The 18,928-nt window shown below is 50.8% G+C and carries 19 protein-coding genes; 1 reads left to right on the top strand and 18 read right to left on the bottom strand.

The window, feature by feature from the left end; translation table 11 throughout:
• Window positions 1-10: 10 nt before the first annotated feature.
• From lpxD to frr, 9 genes are all read right to left on the bottom strand, one after another.
• Complete coding sequence (gene lpxD, locus FOC66_RS09050) at window positions 11-1,051, bottom strand: UDP-3-O-(3-hydroxymyristoyl)glucosamine N-acyltransferase (RefSeq protein ID WP_003747910.1); 1,041 nt, start codon at window positions 1,049-1,051, stop codon at window positions 11-13.
• Window positions 1,052-1,152: 101 nt separating this feature from the next.
• On the bottom strand, window positions 1,153-1,662 hold the full coding sequence (locus tag FOC66_RS09045; RefSeq protein ID WP_003747907.1) for an OmpH family outer membrane protein: 510 nt from the start codon (window positions 1,660-1,662) through the stop codon (window positions 1,153-1,155).
• 111 nt (window positions 1,663-1,773) lie between these two features.
• Entirely contained in the window at window positions 1,774-4,176 is a 2,403-nt protein-coding gene (gene bamA, locus FOC66_RS09040; protein WP_003747905.1) for an outer membrane protein assembly factor BamA, read from the bottom strand.
• Between the two features lie 3 nt (window positions 4,177-4,179).
• A complete protein-coding gene (gene rseP, locus FOC66_RS09035; protein ID WP_003747903.1) occupies window positions 4,180-5,520 on the bottom strand; it encodes an RIP metalloprotease RseP in 1,341 nt (446 codons plus the stop codon).
• A 131-nt stretch (window positions 5,521-5,651) separates the two neighbouring features.
• Entirely contained in the window at window positions 5,652-6,833 is a 1,182-nt protein-coding gene (gene ispC / locus FOC66_RS09030) for a 1-deoxy-D-xylulose-5-phosphate reductoisomerase (protein ID WP_003747901.1), read from the bottom strand.
• A gap of 117 nt (window positions 6,834-6,950) precedes the next feature.
• On the bottom strand, window positions 6,951-7,700 hold the full coding sequence (locus FOC66_RS09025) for an SIMPL domain-containing protein (protein WP_003747899.1): 750 nt from the start codon (window positions 7,698-7,700) through the stop codon (window positions 6,951-6,953).
• A gap of 33 nt (window positions 7,701-7,733) precedes the next feature.
• A complete protein-coding gene (locus FOC66_RS09020; RefSeq protein WP_003747897.1) occupies window positions 7,734-8,528 on the bottom strand; it encodes a phosphatidate cytidylyltransferase in 795 nt (264 codons plus the stop codon).
• A 5-nt stretch (window positions 8,529-8,533) separates the two neighbouring features.
• A complete protein-coding gene (locus tag FOC66_RS09015; protein ID WP_003747895.1) occupies window positions 8,534-9,280 on the bottom strand; it encodes an isoprenyl transferase in 747 nt (248 codons plus the stop codon).
• Window positions 9,281-9,337: 57 nt separating this feature from the next.
• Complete coding sequence (gene frr / locus FOC66_RS09010; protein ID WP_003747893.1) at window positions 9,338-9,895, bottom strand: ribosome recycling factor; 558 nt, start codon at window positions 9,893-9,895, stop codon at window positions 9,338-9,340.
• 577 nt (window positions 9,896-10,472) lie between these two features.
• On the opposite strand from frr, the gene FOC66_RS09005 reads away from it, so the two are divergent.
• Window positions 10,473-10,925 carry a hypothetical protein gene (locus tag FOC66_RS09005; protein WP_036493924.1) on the top strand — a complete coding sequence of 151 codons (453 nt, stop codon included), beginning with the start codon at window positions 10,473-10,475 and terminating at the stop codon, window positions 10,923-10,925.
• An 85-nt stretch (window positions 10,926-11,010) separates the two neighbouring features.
• On the opposite strand, the gene FOC66_RS09000 is transcribed toward FOC66_RS09005, so the two are convergent.
• The 9 genes from FOC66_RS09000 to nuoI form a co-directional block, all read right to left on the bottom strand.
• Complete coding sequence (locus FOC66_RS09000) at window positions 11,011-11,310, bottom strand: DUF2818 family protein (RefSeq protein ID WP_003686671.1); 300 nt, start codon at window positions 11,308-11,310, stop codon at window positions 11,011-11,013.
• A gap of 185 nt (window positions 11,311-11,495) precedes the next feature.
• Window positions 11,496-12,938, bottom strand: coding sequence for an NADH-quinone oxidoreductase subunit NuoN (nuoN, locus tag FOC66_RS08995; RefSeq protein WP_003747889.1), 1,443 nt, complete (start codon window positions 12,936-12,938; stop codon window positions 11,496-11,498).
• Window positions 12,939-12,947: 9 nt separating this feature from the next.
• Window positions 12,948-14,444, bottom strand: a complete 1,497-nt coding sequence (locus tag FOC66_RS08990; protein ID WP_003747888.1) for an NADH-quinone oxidoreductase subunit M — start codon at window positions 14,442-14,444, stop codon at window positions 12,948-12,950.
• Window positions 14,445-14,622: 178 nt separating this feature from the next.
• Complete coding sequence (locus tag FOC66_RS08985) at window positions 14,623-14,943, bottom strand: cupin (protein WP_003747886.1); 321 nt, start codon at window positions 14,941-14,943, stop codon at window positions 14,623-14,625.
• Window positions 14,944-15,019: 76 nt separating this feature from the next.
• A complete protein-coding gene (locus FOC66_RS08980) occupies window positions 15,020-15,325 on the bottom strand; it encodes a chorismate mutase (RefSeq protein ID WP_003747884.1) in 306 nt (101 codons plus the stop codon).
• 70 nt (window positions 15,326-15,395) lie between these two features.
• The gene (nuoL, locus tag FOC66_RS08975) at window positions 15,396-17,420 is read right to left on the bottom strand and encodes an NADH-quinone oxidoreductase subunit L (protein WP_003747882.1); all 2,025 of its coding nucleotides are present in this window, start codon (window positions 17,418-17,420) and stop codon (window positions 15,396-15,398) included.
• Between the two features lie 2 nt (window positions 17,421-17,422).
• Window positions 17,423-17,728 (bottom strand): NADH-quinone oxidoreductase subunit NuoK, encoded by a 306-nt coding sequence (gene nuoK, locus FOC66_RS08970; RefSeq protein ID WP_003747881.1) that lies wholly within the window; start codon window positions 17,726-17,728, stop codon window positions 17,423-17,425.
• Complete coding sequence (locus tag FOC66_RS08965; protein WP_003747879.1) at window positions 17,725-18,396, bottom strand: NADH-quinone oxidoreductase subunit J; 672 nt, start codon at window positions 18,394-18,396, stop codon at window positions 17,725-17,727. The genes nuoK and FOC66_RS08965 overlap by 4 nt, the downstream gene beginning before the upstream one ends.
• 11 nt (window positions 18,397-18,407) lie before the next feature.
• Window positions 18,408-18,887 carry an NADH-quinone oxidoreductase subunit NuoI gene (nuoI, locus tag FOC66_RS08960; RefSeq protein ID WP_003747878.1) on the bottom strand — a complete coding sequence of 160 codons (480 nt, stop codon included), beginning with the start codon at window positions 18,885-18,887 and terminating at the stop codon, window positions 18,408-18,410.
• Between the last annotated feature and the right edge of the window lie 41 nt (window positions 18,888-18,928).

Below are 18,928 nucleotides of genomic sequence, written 5' to 3'. Positions count from 1 at the left end.
TGCGCCGCCTTTAAGCTTCGTTGCTATCGTCAAGCTGTTTTTCCAGCGTTTTGAGGCGTTTGTTCATTTCGCTCAAGCGGTGGATATAAACGGCATTGCGCGCCCAGTCTTTGTAGCCCGACATCGGGAAAATACCGGCCAGATGCTGGCCGCTTTCGGTAATGCTGTGGGTAACGGATGTACCGCCGCCGATGGTGGTTTTATCGGCGATTTCGATGTGTCCGACCGTGCCGACGCCGCCGCCGATAATGCAATAATTACCGATGGTGACGCTGCCGGAAATACCGGTTTTGGCGGCGATAACAGTGTGCGAACCGATTTTGCAGTTGTGGCCGATTTGGACTTGGTTGTCGATTTTGGTGCCGTTGCCGACGGTCGTGTCGCTCATCGCGCCGCGGTCGATATTGGTGTTCGAACCGATTTCCACATCATCGCCCAGCGTGACTGCGCCGGTTTGCGGAATTTTAAACCATGAATCGCCGGCAAAGGCCAAGCCGAAACCGTCTGCGCCGATGACGGCGCCGCTGTGGATTTCGACACGGTTGCTCAAAGTGCAGCCGTAATAGATGACGGCGTTGGGATGCAGCACGACTTCATCGCCCAACGTGCAATCGTGTTGGACAACGGCATTGGCCAAAATACGGCAGCCTTCGCCCAATACGGCATTCGCGCCGATATAGGCATTTGCGCCGATTTCGCAGCTTGCCGGCACTTTGGCGCTGGCCTCGACAACAGCAGTCGGATGTACGCCGCCCTGTGCTTTGACAATCGGCGAGAACAATCGTGCCACTTTGGCAAAATAAAGATAAGGGTCGGCAGCCACAATCAGGTTGCGGCCTGCAAATTCGTCTGCGGCTTTCGGCGACACAATCACTGCGCCTGCCCGGCTGTCGTGTACTTCGGCTTTGTATTTCGGGTTGGCCAAAAAGCTGATGTGTTCCGCCTGCGCCTGATCCAACGGACGGACGGCGGTAATGGCGATGTCTTCGCCTTTCCATTCGCCGCCGAGTTGGGAAACGATTTGGGACAGGGTGTATGCTTGTGAAGTCATGATAATCTGCCGTCAAGATGTCAGGCCGTCTGAAAGATGCCGGTTTGGGTTTCAGACGGCCTTAGGTTTGTCTGTATGGTCACATTCGCTGCCGAGCAGGGTCAGTGTGCATTTAGGGCTTTGATAACGCTGTCGGTAATGTCGTAGCGGCCGTTGACGTAAATCACGTCCTGCAAGATGAAGTCGTAACCTTCGCGTTTGGCCAAATCGACGATGACGCGGTTGGCATTTTGCTGGAGCGCAGCGAATTCTTCATTGCGGCGCAGGTTGTAGTCTTCTGCCAACTCGGCCTGCTGCTTGCGGAATTTTTGTACCAGATTGCGCCATTTTTGGGTTTCCGCTTCCCTTTGGCTGTCGCTGAGCTTGTCGCTACTCAGTTTTCGCTCCAAAACCTCGCCTTCCTGCTGCAGCTTTTGCAAGGCGGTTTGACGGCTTTTGAACTCTTTTTCCAAAGTCGTCTGAATGCTTTGCGCCTGCTTGGATTCCTGATAAACGCGCTCGGTATTGATAAAACCGATTTTCTGCACGCCATCCGCCGCCGCTTGCGGCAACAGCACGAAACCCGGCAGGGCTACAGCGAGGACACGGAGGGTGTCGGCTATTTTACTCATGATAAAAATCCTTGCTTGAAAACAGACGGGCGGTTGGCAATAAGCCTGCCGCCAATCTGCCATGAGGCCGTCTGAAACGGACAAACCCGGTTTCAGACGGCCTAAACATCATCAGAATGTCGTACCGAGTTGGAATTGGAAGCGTTGGATTTCGTCGCCTTCTTTTTTCTTAATCGGATAAGCATAACTGAACTTCATCGGACCCAGCGGAGAGAGCCAGGTCACGGCAGCACCGGCAGAGTAACGCAATTCGTTTTTGAATGTCGATTTGTGCGTTTTGCCTACGCCGTACACGTTTTGGAGCGCGCCATTGGTGTAATAAGTATTGCTGCTGCTGTTGTCGTAGGTTTTGTCGTCCCACACGCTGCCCGCATCGGCAAACAAGCTCAGACGGACGGTACGCGAGTCTTTAATGCCCGGCATCGGGAAGAGCAACTCTGCGGAAACGTTGGCTTTTTTGTTACCGCCGTAGCTGATTTTCTCGCCGTATTCGTCATAGACTTTCGGGCCCAGCGTACCGCTTTCAAAGCCGCGGACAGAACCTAAGCCGCCGCCGTAGAAGTTTTCAAAGAACGGCATGGTTTTGGTTTTACCGTAGCCGTTGCCATAACCGACTTCGCCACCCAGCATCAATGTGAAATCTTTGCTCAACGGGAAGAACCAAGTTTGGTTATGGGTCAGGGTATAGTATTGCAGGTCGCTGCCCGGCAGTGCGATTTCGCCGTTTACGCCGGTCAGGTAACCGCGGGTCGGCCACAAGGCATTGTCGGTTTTGTTGCGGCCCCAGCCGATGGTGCCTTTGTACAACCAGCCTTTGAAGTTACCCACGCCGTTGCCGTTGCCTTTACCGTATTGGTTGATAAAGTCGGCATAGCGTTTAGGTGCGCCTTTGTAGGTATTCACGGTCAGACGTTCCGCGGCCAGGCCGAAGTTCACACGGTCATATTCGGTAACCGGAATACCGATACGCAAACCGCCGCCGAAAGTCGTGGTTTTATATTGTTTCGCGCTGGAAGAAGCTTTACGCGGGTCGTAAGTCTTGCCGTAAATATCGTAACCCAAGCTTACGCCGTCCGGTGTGAAGTATGGGTCGGTAAACGACAACGAACCGTTTACTGTGGTTTTACTGCGGGAAGCACGCAGGGCAACGGATTTACCCGTACCGAACAGGTTGTCTTGAGCCACGCCGGCAGACATTACCAAACCGGTATCCTGAACCCAACCTGCGCTCAAGTCGAGCGAGCCGGTCGAACGTTCGGTCAGGCTCATGTTCAGGTCAACTTGGTCGGGGGTATTGGCCACAGGAACGGCATCAAATTGAACGTTGTCGAAGTAGCCCAACAACTCAACGCGCTCTTTGGAACGTTGCAGTTTGGCAGAATCGTAAGGCGCCGATTCCATTTGGCGCAACTCGCGGCGGATGACTTCGTCGCGGGTTTTGTTGTTGCCGGTAATGTTGATTTCGTTTACATAGATTTTGCGGCCCGGTTGGACGGTCAGCACAAAATCAACGGTATGCGTTTCGGCATTGGGAATCGGTTGGACATTGATTTCGCTGAATGCGTAACCCGCCTGACCCATGCGGTTTTGGATGGCTTCGAGCGAATTGGACATTTGCGCGCGCTCGTACCATTTGCCCGGCTTCATGGTCAGCAGTTTTTCCAAATCTTCTTTCGGCACTTCCAGCGTATCGCCTTCGATGCGTACATTGCCCCAGCGGAAGCGGTCGCCTTCGCTGACGGTTACTTTAATGGTCTGCTTGGTTTTGTCTTCGTTGGTTTGGATGTCGGTATCCAAAATACGGAAGTTGAAGTAGCCGTTGTTTTGGTAGTAATTGGTGATTTTTTCCATGTCCTGAGCAAATTTTTGCTCATTGAACTGGTTGCTCTTGGTCACCCAAGTCCACATGCCGCCTTCGCTCAGGGACATTTGTTTCAGCAGGCGGCGGTCGGAATAAACTTCGTTGCCTTCAAAGGAAATATCGGTAATCTTGGTAGATTTGCCCTCTTCGATGGCAATATCGATAGACACACGGTTGCGGGCGAGTTTGGTGACGGTCGGCGTGATTTTGACCGACTGTTTGCCTCGGCTCAAATACTCTTCTTTCAAACCGGCAACGGCTTGGTTCAGCGTTGCTTGGTTGAAGTATTGGGATTGCGCCAAACCGAAGGCTTCAAGGTTTTTCTTGATGGCATCGTTTTGCAGCATTTTCGCGCCGGTAATATTGAGCGAGCTGATGGTCGGACGCTCAATTACGGTCAGCAGGACTTGATTGTCCATGGTCTCGACGCGTACGTCGTCAAAGAAACCGGTTGCGTAGAGTTTTTTGATGATTTCTTCACTGCGCGCATCATTGAAATTATCACCGACTTTAACGGGCAGGTAGTTGAAGACGGTACTCGGCTCGGTGCGTTGCAGGCCTTCGACGCGGATGTCCTGAATGGTAAAGTCAGCCAATGCCAAGGGAGACAGGCTCAATACCATTAAAGCGGAAGCAATCTGGTTCAGTTTCATAAATTATCCAAACAAACGGTTGATGTCATTAAAGAAAGCCACAGCCATCATCAAAAGCATGGCTGCCAGTCCGAAGCGCAGGCCGACTGCCTGTATGCGCTCGCTCAAAGGCTTTCCGCGTATCCATTCGGCGGTATAGAAAACCAGATGTCCGCCGTCTAAAACGGGTACGGGCAAAAGGTTCAACACGCCTAAGCTGATGCTGACCAAGGCCAGAAATTCGAGGTAGCTCTGCAATCCGAGTTTGGCGGACTGTCCGGCGACATCGGCAATGGTCAGGGGGCCGGAAATATGGTTCAAAGAGGCATTGCCCGTAACCAGTTTTCCGAAAAATTTGAGGGTCGTCCACGAATAGTTGACGGTTTTGTTCCAACCCAATTCAAAGGCTTGGGCAACGGAAGGCGTATAACGGTAGCGGATGGTTTTATCCCACTCTTTATCCGCTTGGGCGGCAAGCCCGGCCCTACCCACCAGCACGCCTGCCGACTGCTCGACGCTGTCCGGCCGGATAGCGGTTGCCAGCACTTTGCCGTCGCGCTCGTAAGTCAGTTCGATTCGTTGGCCGGGGCTGGCGCGGAAGAGTTCCGTCCATGCCTGCCAGCTTTCGATGGGCTTCCCATCGGCGGTCAGCAGCTTGTCGTTTTCCTTCAAGCCTGCTTTTTCGGCCGGACTATCAGCCAAGACTTTGCCGATGCGGTTAGTAATTCTAAAAGGCAAAAGGCCGATGTTGCCTTGGTTTTTCGCAACTTTACCTGCTTCAGGCGTGCCGGCGGCATCAATTATGCGGACGGCTTGGGTATTTGAGGCCGTCTGAACGGCGACTTTTACAGGACCGGCTTCAAGGTTCAACACCATCTCGGTTTGCGCATCGCTCCAGTCTTTTACGGCGATTCCGTTGACCGATACAATCTTATCGCCTGCCTGAAAACCTGCTTTGGCGGCAATACTGGCAGGCTCGACCATGCCGACATAGGGGCGCAACTCGGTTACGCCGAAGGAAAAGCTCAAACCGTAAAGCAAAACGGCCAAAATCAAATTGGTCAAAGGACCGGCGGCGACAATGGCGATGCGCTTGGCTGGATGCTGTTTGTCAAAGGCGTAGGGCAAATCTGCTTCTGCCACCTCGCCTTCGCGCGTATCGACCATTTTAACGTAACCGCCCAGCGGAATCGGGGCGAGACACCACTCGGTATCGCCGCGTTTTCGGGTGAAAAAGGGCTTACCGAAGCCGACGGAAAAGCGCACGACTTTAACGCCGCACCAGCGGGCAACAATATAGTGTCCGAACTCATGCAGGCTGACCAAAATCAGAATGGCGACGATAAAGGCTAAAAAGGTTTGCAAAAAAATCCCCTGGGTGGAATGTGATAATCAACGGATAAGGCCGTCTGAAAACCGATTATAAAGGCAGTTGTTCCATTTTGTCTGCCTAAATGCCAAGCGGTTGGCGTTTCAGACGGCCTGTCATTGAAGCTTTATTGTTTGCCGATAAAGACTTCTGCCTGTCTGCGTGTTTGCGCGTCTTGCGCCAGCAGGCTTTCAATATCATGATGGCCGTCTGAAAAATCTTGGGCAAGGCAGTGGGCCACAACTTGGGCAATATCGGTAAACTTGATACGTTTATCTAAAAAAGCGGCTACGGCCACTTCGTTTGCGGCGTTCAACACGCAAGGCGCGGCGCCGCCTGCATTCATGGCCTGATAGGCAAGTTTCAAACATGGGAAACGGTCAAAGTCAGGCTTTTGAAAGGTCAACGCGGACAATGCGCCGAAATCCAGCTCGCCCACGCCGGAATCGATGCGTTCGGGCAGGCCCAAGCAATAAGCAATCGGCGTACGCATATCGGGATTGCCCAACTGCGCCAATACCGAACCATCGCGATAACGCACCATGCTGTGTATCACGGATTGCGGATGGATGACGACTTCCAGTTTTTCCGGCGGACAGTTAAACAGCCAATGCGCCTCAATCAATTCCAAGCCCTTATTCATCATTGACGCGGAATCGACGGAAATTTTGCGCCCCATGCTCCAATTCGGATGCTTGACCGCCTGCTCGGGCGTGATGCTGTCAAATGTACTTAAATCGGTGTTAAGGAACGGGCCGCCCGATGCAGTCAGGATAATCGAATTGATACCGTGCTCATTCAGACGGCCTGCGTAATCCCTTGGCAATACTTGGAAGATGGCGTTGTGTTCGCTGTCAATCGGCAAGACGGTGGCACCGTTTTGACGGGCGGTTTCCATGAACAATGCGCCGGAAACCACCAGCGTTTCTTTGTTGGCCAGATAAATGGTTTTGCCCTTTTGAGCGGCGGCCAAAGCCGAGGGCAAACCGGCCGCGCCGACAATGGCACACATCACGCCGCTGACTTCATTGGCAGAGGCGACATCAATCAGGGCTTGAGCACCATATAAAACCTGCGTATCGATACCTTCTTGTTTGAGTTTCTTTTCCAGCTCGGCCGCATGGCCGGCATCGCCGACAACGGCATATTCCGGGCGGAACTGTTTGCATTGCGCCGCCAGCTTGTCCACCTGCCTATGCCCTGCCAGCGCGAACACGCGGAATTTTTCGGGATGGCGGGAAACAACGTCCAAAGTGCTTTCGCCTATGCTGCCGGTACTGCCTAATATGGTCAGAACTTGTTGTGTCATGGTGTGTTCTTTGTGTGCTGTGCAAACGGTATTCATTGTGTTTGAAATAGATTTCTTTGCCGTTTCCAATTTTCAGACGGCCTTTTGCCTACCGGCTAAACAGGCCGTCTGAAAGAATTACTCAATGCCGTATTCGATGGTAACAACCAGTCGGACTTGTTTGCCGACAGTGCTTTTATCGTAAGAACCGCCGTACTCGTCGTCCTCGCTACTGCCGGTGTCGGCATAGATGTTGAACGAGCCTTGCGAAGCAGAACGCATGGCGCCCACTTTGCCGCCGCCGGTTTTGGCAAATTCGGCCGCGCGTTTCTGCGCATCCTCAGTCGCCTGCGTAATCAAATCGCGTTTGATGGTTTCCAAATTGCCCAGCAAATATTGCGGATTGTCGAAGCGGATGAATTCGTTTTGCGCACGGAAATTCAAAATGGCGCGCTGGGCGGCTTGGATTTTGTCCAGTTTTTTGGTGTTGACCACAATATTGAGGTCGCCGTCGTAGCCGTTGGGCGTGCGGGTTACGTTGCCCAGTTCGTCGCGGGTTTCATTGAAAACGCGCGACACTTCAGGCAGGCCCACTTTCATTTCAGCAGCCGTAAAGCCTTGCTCGCCCAAAAACTTAGACAGCTTTTTGCGTCTTGCCGTCAGCAAATCCAAAACTTCCTGATAGCTCTCGCCGTGCGCGTTCACACCCGTATTCCACGTCGCGCTGTCGGATTGGAAGTTTTTCTCCGCCAAACCTTTTACGGTAATCGTCCCCGGTTGGCGCAGATTCTTAAACTGCACGCCCAAAATAAACGCCGCAGCCATCAATCCCAGTGCCAACAATACGCCCAAAATCGATAAAGATGAAATCTGTTTTTGTTCGGACATAATCAGCTCCTCCAGCCATGTGAGACAGGCGGTTTAAAACAAATATACAAAGGCGGCATAAATGCTGATAACGGCAATCAGGCTGTCCACACGGTCGAACACGCCGCCGTGCCCCGGCAGCAGATTGCTGCTGTCTTTGATACCGGCCGCACGTTTGAGCCAGCTTTCCAGCAAATCGCCGCACACGCTGACTACGGTCAGAATCAAGCCGATCAAAATCGTTTTGAACCAACCGGCTTCAAAAGCCAGCCAACCGGCTTTCCATACGATGGTCATGTACACGGCAACGCATAATGCACCGCCGATCGCACCTTCCCAGCTTTTACCCGGGCTGATGGTCGGCGCAATTTTGCGCTTGCCAAACGACTTACCGCAGAAATACGCGCCAATATCGGCCACCCACACCAAGCCCATAATCGCCAATAAAGACAGCGCGTCTTCAGGCTGAGGGCGCAGGTAAACCAGTGCGAACCAAAACGGCATCACCAACAACCAACCGACCGTGTAAGCCTGCCAGCCGCCGTTTAGCTTCCATTTCGCTTTCAGCCACCAAGGCATGACAATCAGCCAAAATGCCAATACGACACACCAAACCAAATTGGGCAACTGCCAACCGCCGGCATAGGCAATCACACCAAACACCAGCGTTGACGCCAAATAATGATTGATTTTCAGCTTGTCCAAGCCGCTCATGCGGGCATATTCCCACAAAACCAACATAGCAATCAGGCCGCAAAACGCCGCCCACAGCCACATAGGTGCATAAAACAGCATACCCAGCATCAGCGGCAAGAGCCACAGCGCCGTTAAAATCCGTTGTTTCAACATAATTCTCAACCCCGTTGCTGCTCAAGCGGCAGCTGTTCGGAAGTCCGCCCGAAGCGGCGTTCCCGTTTTTGGAACGAAACAATCGCCTCGTTCAGCGATTTCTCATTAAAATCAGGCCACAGCGTATCCGTAAAATACAATTCCGCATACGCCATCTGCCACAGCAGGAAATTACTGATGCGCGTCTCACCGCCGGTGCGGATAAACAAATCCGGCTCGGGTGCATCGCCCAACATCAAATAGCGCGACAACGCCTCTTCCGTAATCTCAGTCACACCCTCGGCAATCAACTGATTTGCCGCCTGCAAAATATCCCAGCGGCCGCCATAATCGGCGGCAATGCTCAAAGTCAAACCGGTATTGTTTGCCGTCAACGCCTCGGCCGCCTCAATCCCCTTCAGGATTTCAGCATTAAACCGCTCACGGCTGCCGATGACTTTCAAGCGCATATTGTTATCGTGCAAACGGCGCACCTGCTTTTGCAAAGCCTGCAAAAACAGCCCCATCAGAAAAGAAACCTCCTCCTCGGGGCGTCGCCAGTTTTCAGTCGAAAAAGCAAACACGGTCAAATACCGCACACCCAGCTCAGCACAATGCTTCACCATGTTCTCCAGCGCATCCAAGCCACGCTTATGCCCCATCACACGGGGAAGAAAACGCTTCTTTGCCCAACGTCCGTTGCCGTCCATAATCACAGCAATATGTCGGGGGATGGCAGAGTGTTCCAAAATCGTCTGCGTACTGCTTTTCATGTCTGCCTTTCAGGGAGCAAACCGTCCAAAAGCCGTCTGAACGGTTTGCACACAGGATTAAATCGCCATCAAATCTTCTTCTTTGGCAGCCAAGAGCTTGTCTGCCTCAGCAATGTATTTGTCGGTCAACTTCTGAACCGCTTCCTCGCCGCGGCGGGCTTCATCTTCAGAAATTTCTTTGTCTTTCAACAATTTCTTGATGTGGTCGTTTGCATCACGGCGCACATTGCGGATAGACACACGGCCCTCTTCCGCCTCACCGCGTACCACTTTGATCAAATCTTTACGGCGTTCCTCAGTCAGCATAGGCATAGGGACACGGATCAAATCGCCGACAGAAGCAGGGTTCAGGCCCAAGTTAGAATCACGGATCGCTTTCTCGACTTTTGAAGCCATATTGCTTTCAAAAGGTTTCACACCGATCGTACGCGCATCCAAAAGCGTTACGTTTGCCACTTGGCTCACAGGCACCATGCTGCCCCAGTATTCCACTTCCACTTGGTCAAGCAGGCCGGTATGCGCACGGCCGGTACGCACCTTAGCCAAGTTTTCTTTCAATACTTCCAGAGAACGCTGCATTTTGCCTTCAGCTGTCTTTTGAATATCATTAATCATCTTATACTTTCAATTTCATAGGAATAAAACAGGATTAACCGAGAATAGTACCGTTAAACCGCCCTCACGACAAGGCTTTACGCCCCAACAGCCTTGTTTTCTAACCGATATTTAACATCAAACAAAATAAAGGCCGTCTGAAAATCTTTCAGACGGCCTTTATCGTTTCAAGCAACTACATCAACTCGGCCTTTTCCTGAATTTATTTGGAAACTAAGCTTCTATCTTGAGACCATTGTTTCCATCCACACAAAGAACGAATTTTATTGCTAATAGATATAAACAACTCTACTCTTTTCAATCGAAATGAATTTCCTCGGGAAATATACCGATAATCGGTTATAATGACCGATTATCTAAATTGATTAAACATATCAAATAACTGTAGCATTGAATTTACTATGTTACAATGTTTGCAAATGTTACACATAACTACGTAAAGAAATCTCGATATGAGATTTCTTTTTAATCACTTTTAAAGACTTATATTTCATTCAACCATTGAGAGATAAAAAATGAAAAAAGCCTTTTCTATCTTTTCCATCAGTCTTCTGACTCTAAATACGGGGTATTAATTATGCGAAAACTTATTTTTACAGTTCTATTCATCCTCCCCTCTTTTTCTTTGGCTGGAAACTTACATTGTAAAAAGCCCGTAGAAGAAATGATTGGGGAAAGCCAAAGATGCTTTTACCAAGGGGGACTAAGCGATGCCATTACTGCTTTTAGCAAATATTCTGCTCAATGGAATAAAAAGAAAGGTGAGTCCATCCCTTTTCTTTGGTTTCCCATTTTAAAAAACGGCATACCCAAAACAACCGTAACAATGGCACAATTACCAAAATCTCGTTCTGTAACGCCTTTCTCAGAAACTAAAGACTATCCTTTGGAGACCATTGTTGCCGGTATTGAATGGAAAAACAAAAATAAAGTCAAAATTATGGGATGTGTTTATGAGACAGATTATTGTCTCTCCGCTACTTTTATCCAAAAAGAAGATAAAGTCTTTATTGAATCCATATCTACCTAACTCAAAGATGTAGTCATTGCCACCTACATTCTCAAATACAAGGCCGTCTGAAAATCTTTCAGACGGCCTTTTCCTTATTCAAATCCTACTCTCTATTCCGCTCATTCCAAAAGTAACGCCATACGAAGCATGGGAAGGCAAAAATCAGGTAGAGGCAGACAACGGTCGCATAAAACTCCCAATCTTGGGCATGCACGGCACCGGCGCGTGATTCGAGGATATAGGCGAGGATCGCGGTAAGAAGGAAGCCCGCCAGCAATTCGATCAAGTGATGGCCGATGTGTTTGCGTTTCAGGGCGATGATGCCGAAAAATTTGGTGGTAATAAATGGTGCGTTGGCAAAGATAAGTGCCAACAGCAAAAGAATGTACATGGATGCGGTCATGATGGTCTTTCTGTTTTCAGACGGCCTGTGTGTGATTTTAACATGTTGAACGGGCATTCTTACCCATCATTATCCGTAGGATATTCAACCTCTTGATGACACCTGCCTCGGGTATATTTCACCCGGATGCGAATCCTAACAAAAACGGCGGCTTTGGAACAGCCGCCGTCGGTTTTGTTTAAAGCTTACAGGGTATTTTCCAATGCTTTGGCGCACCAGTCGATAACGGTTTGCGGCATGATACCCCACAGGAGCAGCAGGAAGGCATTGACCGTCAGGACAAATTTGGCGGCATAGTTGCTGCCGACCGGCTGGTCATGGTCAGGCGCATCGAAGTAGATGACTTTGACCACGCGCAGGTAGTAGAACGCACCAATCAGCGACATGATGACGGCAAATACGGACAACCAAACATGGCCTTGTTTCAAGAGTGCCATAATCACGCCGAATTTGGCGTAAAAACCCATCAACGGCGGAATACCTGCCATGGAGAACATGGACAGCAACATCAGGAAAGCAAACCATGCATGGCGTTGGTTAAGGCCTGCGAGGTCTTTGATGTTTTCACATTCAATGTCTTTGGTGGACAATACCATCAAAACGCCGAAGCTGACAGCCGCCATCAAAGCATAGGTAATGGCGTAATACAGGCCTGCCGTAAAGCCGACTGCGCCTGCCATAAACGCCAACAAGATAAAGCCCATGTGCGATACGGTGGAGTAGGCAAGCATACGTTTGATATTGGTTTGCATGATGGCGGCAAGGTTACCGACCACCAAAGAAGCAACGGCAAGGATGGCCAACATCGGCGCCCAGTCTGAATGTACTGTACCCATGCCGGTCACAAGAATACGGAACGCAAAGACAACGGCGGCAATTTTCGGAGCCGTACCCACAAAGGCGGCAACGGATGTCGGCGCGCCATCGTACACATCGGGTACCCACATATGGAATGGAACCGCACCCAATTTAAATGCAATGGCGACCACAATAAATACCATACCCAATTTCAACAACCATTCATTTGCCTGCTCATTGAAAGCAGAAGCCAAGACGGAAGCAAAATCGAGGGAACCGGTGGCGCCGTAAACCATGGAAATACCATAGAGCAGCAAGCCGGAAGCCAACGCGCCCAATACGAAGTATTTCAGCGCGGCCTCGGCAGAGCGGCCGGAATCGCGGCGCAGGGCAATCATGGCGTACAGTGACAAAGACAACAATTCCAAACCGATATACGCCATCAGGAAATGTGCCGCGCTGACCATGACGCTCATGCCCAACAGGGCAAACAGCGACAGGGTGTAAAACTCGCCTTTAAAGATTTGGCGGTCTTGGTTGTACGGTTTACTGTAAATAAACAGACCAAACGTCAGCGCATACAGCACCAGTTTTGCCAAACGGGACATGCCGTCTGCAATATACATACCGTGAAAGGCATCGACACTGCCCTGCTCCCATACCGCCAACTGGGTAACGGCCACGATGATGACCGTTCCCAAACTCATCAGATGGGTCAGATAGCGGTTTTTATCGCAAATCCACAAGTCTGCCAGCAATACGACACCCAATAGCGCAAGCAGCACGATTTCGGGCATGGCGGGCATTAAATTCAAATCAGACCAGTTCATTTACACACCTCAAATCTTGCTTTGTGCCACATGGGCAATCAAATCGTTTGCCGCTTGATGCACCACTTCGATAAACGCTTGCGGATACAGACCCATGCCCAAAACAGCAACCGCCAAAATCGCCAAAATCGCAAATTCGCGGCAATTGATGTCTTTCATTTCGGCAACGTGCGGATTGTGGATCGCACCAAAAATAACGCGTTTGTACATCCACAGGGTATAAGACGCACCGTAAATCAAGGTCATGGCAGCCAACGCGCCTACCCAGAAATTCACTTTAACCGCGCCCATAATCACCATAAACTCGCCCACGAAGCCGGAAGTCGCAGGCAGACCGGCATTGGCCATACCGAACAACATCATAAACGCCGCGAACTTAGGCATCACATTGACCACGCCGCCATAGTCGGCAATATTGCGGGTATGCAGGCGGTCGTACATCACACCGATACACATAAACATCGCAGCAGACACAAAACCATGGGAAATCATTTGAACGATTGCGCCTTTCAATGCCCAGTCATTCAGTTGGCCGTTCACGAACAGGAACATACCCAAAGTGACAAAACCCATGTGGCTGATGGAAGAGTATGCCACCAGTTTTTTCATATCGGTTTGCACCAAAGCCACCATACCGATGTAAATCACGGCAATCAGGCTCAATACGATGATCACAGGGGCAAAATAGCGTGCCGCATCCGGCATAATCGGCAGGATAAAGCGCAAGAAACCATACGCACCCAGCTTCAGCGTAATGGCCGCCAACACCATCGAACCGCCGGTCGGCGCTTCAACGTGGGCATCCGGCAACCAAGTGTGCACAGGGAACATCGGCACTTTTACGGCGAATGACAGGAAGAATGCCGCAAACAAAAGCTGTTGCACGCCCAACGGAATCTGTTTGATGTTTTGGAAATCGACAATAGAGAAGCTGCCTGTCTGATAGTACAGGTAAACCATGGCAACCAGCATCAAAAGCGAACCCATCAGCGTATAGAGGAACAGCTTGACCGACGCATAGACGCGGCGTGGACCGCCCCATACACCGATAATCAGGTACAGCGGAATCAGCATACCCTCGAAGAACACATAAAACAGAATCGCATCCTGCGCAGCAAACGCGCCGTTAATCAAACCCGACATAATCAGGAAAGCGGCCATATACTGCGCCGGACGTTTCTGAATGACTTCCCAACCGGCCAATACCACCAACAGCGTAATAAACGCATTTAAAATGATAAAGAGCACTGAAATACCGTCCACGCCCAATGCGTAGTTGATTTTCAGCAGCGGAATCCACTCGTGGAACTCGGTAAACTGATAACCGCCGCTCAAACGGTCGAAACCGGTAAACAGGGGCAGCGTTACCAAGAAACCGGCAAGCGCACCCATGAAGGCAAGCACACGCGCCAGCGGCGCACGGCTGTCCTTACCGGTCGCCAAAACCAGCACACCTGCGGCGATGGGTATCCATATTGCCAAGCTGAGTAGGTAGTTGGAAAACATAGTGGTTAACCTGTGGTTAAAATAAAAAATATAGTTGTATGGGTTGGTTTCCAGACGACATTTCAGGAGGCCGTCTGAAAAAGATTGTGTATTTTGTGTACGGCAAAATCAAGAAAAATGTATATCTGCCGTCATTCTCTTATTCTGTTGCTGTCTCAAACCTTCTTTTCAGACGGCCTCAAACGCTGTCCTCTTTCTCAATCACCAGAATCCGCGCCCCGCCGCACGGATGGGCGACGTGTTCCGTGCCGATTCCTGCATAGAAGATATCTCCGCTTTTTAAACGAACGATGTGTTCTTCGCCGTTTTCTCGGTAGTGCATCTCAACTTCGCCATCCATCACGGCAAACACTTCCTCGCCGTCGTTGATGTGCCATGTGTAGGGCTGGTTCGTCCAGTGCAGGCGCACGGTGATGCCGTTCATATTGGCGATGTCGAGTGCGCCCCATGCGCGGGAAGCGGTAAATTCGGCGGAGCGGATGATTTGTGTGTCCGACATGGTTTTTTCTCGCCTTTATATTTCAGACGGCCTCTTCCCTATTTTTCTTGTCAAAACCGTTATCCGAAGATTTTGACTACGCCCCGTCGGTACGGTTGGTGTCCATCTCAAGTTTAATGAACGCATCAATCATGCTGCGCCAAACTGCTTCTGCTACTTCGGGCGACAAACCGGCCTTTTCGGCATAAGCGCGGCGAGAGGCAATCACTTGAGCCACCCGTTCGGGCGCAGAAACCGCCTGCACATCGTTTTTAGGTTTCAGACGACCAGCCTGCCGTACCAATTTCTGCCGGCGGGCGAGTAATTCGATTAATCCCTTATCCAAACCATCGATGGCTTCACGGACTTCGTCCAGGGTTTGCGGTAATTTGTCTTCAATCATTGTTGCTCAAATTTTCTTTTTCAGACGGCCCTATACACAAACTATAAACAGGCCGTCTGAAATCCCGCTTTTATCGGAACAATCCCCAGAAGGTCATGCCGAGCAGTACTAATACGCCGAATACCATAGCGGCGGCATAGGTATAGATGAAGCCGGTTTGGACTTTGCGTACCTGCGCGGCAATCGCGCCGACCAGTTTGGCAGAGCCGTTGACGATGCCGTTGTCGATAATGGCGGTATCGCCGACTTTCCAGAAGAAAGTACCCAATGCGCGCGTGCCTTTGGCAAAGACGTTGAAATACAGGGCGTCGAGGTAGTATTTGTTTTCAAACAAAACGTAAATCGGACGGAACGCCTGTGCAATTTTGGCTGGCAGGTGCGGCAGTTTGACGTACAAGAGCCATGCGCTCAACACGCCTGCGATAGCAAGGTAGAGTACAGGCGAATGCAGGCTGTGCGACACCATTGCCAATGCGCCGTGGAACTCTTCCTTCATGATGTGCATGGTCGGATGCGCATCGGCATTGACGAAAATCACGTCTTTGAAGAAATCGCCGTAAAGCATAGGCTCGATGGCAACATAGCCGATGATGACGGACGGAATGGCAAGCAAAATCAAAGGCAGGGTAACGACCAGCGGGCTTTCGTGCGGATTGTCGTTTTTGCCCAAGCCGTGATGCTCTTCTCCATGATTATCGTCATGATGTTCAGGCAGGCTGCGCCATTTCTCTTCGCCGTGGAACACCATAAAGTATTGGCGGAATGCGTAAAACGCGGTAACAAACACGCTGGCAAGGACGGCAAAATAGGCAAAGCCACTGCCCGGCAGGGTGCTGTATTTCGCCGCTTCGATAATTGAATCTTTGGAGTAGAAGCCGGAGAAGAACGGCGTACCGATCAGCGACAAGTTACCGATCAGCATGGTTAGCCAAGTAATCGGCATGTATTTTTTCAGGTTGCCCATATGGCGCATGTCTTGGTCGTGGTGCATACCGATAATCGCGCTACCTGCGGCCAAGAACAACAAGGCTTTAAAGAAAGCGTGGGTCATCACGTGGAACATCGCCACGGAATAGGCAGACGCACCCAGTGCCACGGTCATGTAGCCCAGTTGAGACAAGGTGGAATACGCAACCACACGTTTGATGTCGTTTTGAATCACGCCCAAGAAACCCATAAACAGGGCAGTAATCGCACCGATTACCATGATGACAGACAACGCAGTGCTGCTCATCTCATAAATCGGCGACATACGCGATACCATGAACAGACCGGCGGTAACCATGGTTGCGGCGTGAATCAATGCAGAAATCGGTGTCGGGCCTTCCATCGAATCAGGCAGCCAAACGTGCAACGGGAATTGCGCCGATTTACCCATCGCACCGACAAACAGGAGCAAACAGGTTACGGTAATCAAAGACCATTCCACACCGGGGAACAGTTGGATGGTGGCATTTTGTACGTTGGGCAGATAGGCGAATACATCTTGATAGCGCAGGCTGCCGCCGAAATAGGCAAGCACCAAGCCGATACCGAGCAAAAAGCCGAAGTCGCCGACACGGTTGATCAAAAAGGCTTTCAGGTTGGCAAATGTTGCGCTCGGACGTTTGAAATAGAAACCGATCAAAAGGTACGACACCAAACCCACAGCCTCCCAGCCGAAGAAGAGCTGGATGAAGTTGTTGCTCATAATCAGCATCAACATGCTGAAAGTAAACAAAGAAATATAGCTGAAGAAGCGTTGGTAGCCGACTTTTTCATCGTGCATATAGCCGATGGTATAGATATGCACCATCAACGATACGCCGGTTACTACGACCATCATCATCGCCGTCATCGTATCGACCAAGAAGCCGACGGAGAAATCCAAGCCGCCCATTGTCAACCAAGTATAGACGTTCTCGTCAAACTTGGTACGGCTGCCATTGAGGAATCCCCACAGCACATAAGCCGACAGCAAGGCGGACACCGCCACACCGAGTATCGTAACCGTATGCGCACCGGCACGTCCGATTTTGTTGCCGAACAAACCTGCAATCAGTGAGCCTGCCAAAGGCACAAGGGCAATTACCAAATATAAAGTCATGTCGTTCATGATTACCCTTTCAACTCATCCAAATCGGCAACGTTGATTGTTTTTCTGTTACGGTACACCAGCACCATAATTGCCAAACCGATGGCGGATTCGGCAGCGGCAACGGTCAATACGAAGAATACGAAAATCTGTCCGGCAGTATCGCCCAAATATTGGGAGAAAGCGATAAAGTTGAAGTTCACCGCCAAGAGCATCAGCTCGATGGACATCAGCAATACCAGCACGTTTTTGCGGTTCATAAAGATACCCATTGCGCTGATACCGAACAGGAGCGCACCCAATACCAGATAATGCGTCAAGGTAATCATGCTTTGCCCTCCCCTTCCGGCTTGAGGCCGTCTGAAACTTCGCTTTCTTCGGCAGATTCGACTTGCGGTTTGACCGCTTCCATTTTCACCAGACGCATACGGCCTTGATCGGCGCGTACTTTGACTTGGTCTGCAGGATCCATACGTTTTGGATTGAAAGTTTTGCGGTGAACCAGCGCAATCGCGGCCACCATACCCAACAGCAGCAATACCGCCGCCAACTCAAACGGCAACAGGTAGTCAGTATAAATACGGCTGCCCAAATCGCGGATATTGTTGTAATCGGCCGGAATGTCTTTCATCAGACCAAATGCGGCCAAGTCGGTTTTCGGGTTGACCAAAATCAGGATCAGGGCAACCGCCAACAATGTGCCGACCACGCCGGCAACAGGCGCATGACGCCAGAAACCGGCGCGCATGGCTTCGATGTCGATGTTCAACATCATCACGACGAACAGGAACAACACCATCACGGCGCCGACGTAAACCACCACCAGCGTCACACCCAAAAACTCGGCCTGCATCAGCATCCAAATCATCGCGCTCACGCAGAAGGTCAGCACCAGATGCAAAGCAGCATGTACGGGGTTTTTAGCAGTAACGGTACGAACCGCACCGTACAAAACGATGGCGGCAAGGATATAGAACAGAATCGCGGAAAAAGTCATTCGTCTGCTCCTTAACGATACGGCGCGTCAGCGGCTTTGCGTTTGGCGATTTCGGGTTCGTATTTGTCGCCAATGGCCAAAAGAATCGGCTTGGTCATGTGCAAGTCGCCTTTTTTCTCGCCGTGGTATTCAAAAATATGGGTTTCCACAATCGCATCGGTCGGGCAGGCCTCTTCGCAGAAACCGCAGAAGATGCACTTGGTCAGGTCGATGTCGTAACGCTTGGTGCGGCGGGTACCGTCTTCGCGTTCTTCCGATTCGATGTTAATCGCCATTGCCGGACAAACTGCCTCACACAATTTACACGCAATACAGCGCTCTTCGCCGTTCGGATAACGGCGTTGCGCGTGCAGGCCGCGGAAACGCACGGATTGCGGCGTTTTCTCTTCGGGGAAATAAATTGTGTCTTTGCGGGCAAAAAAGTTTTTGAGCGTTACGCCCATGCCTTTCACCAATTCGCCCAGCAGGAAGGTTTTTACTAAATTAGCCATTTTCGGATGCTCTTTTCGGATTGTTCTGTTTACAGGCCGTC

Origin of the sequence: Neisseria mucosa (assembly GCF_013267835.1) — a bacterium.
GTDB lineage: Bacteria > Pseudomonadota > Gammaproteobacteria > Burkholderiales > Neisseriaceae > Neisseria.
Note: the sequence above shows the minus strand (reverse complement) of the source record. Positions and strands in the feature narration are given on the sequence as shown.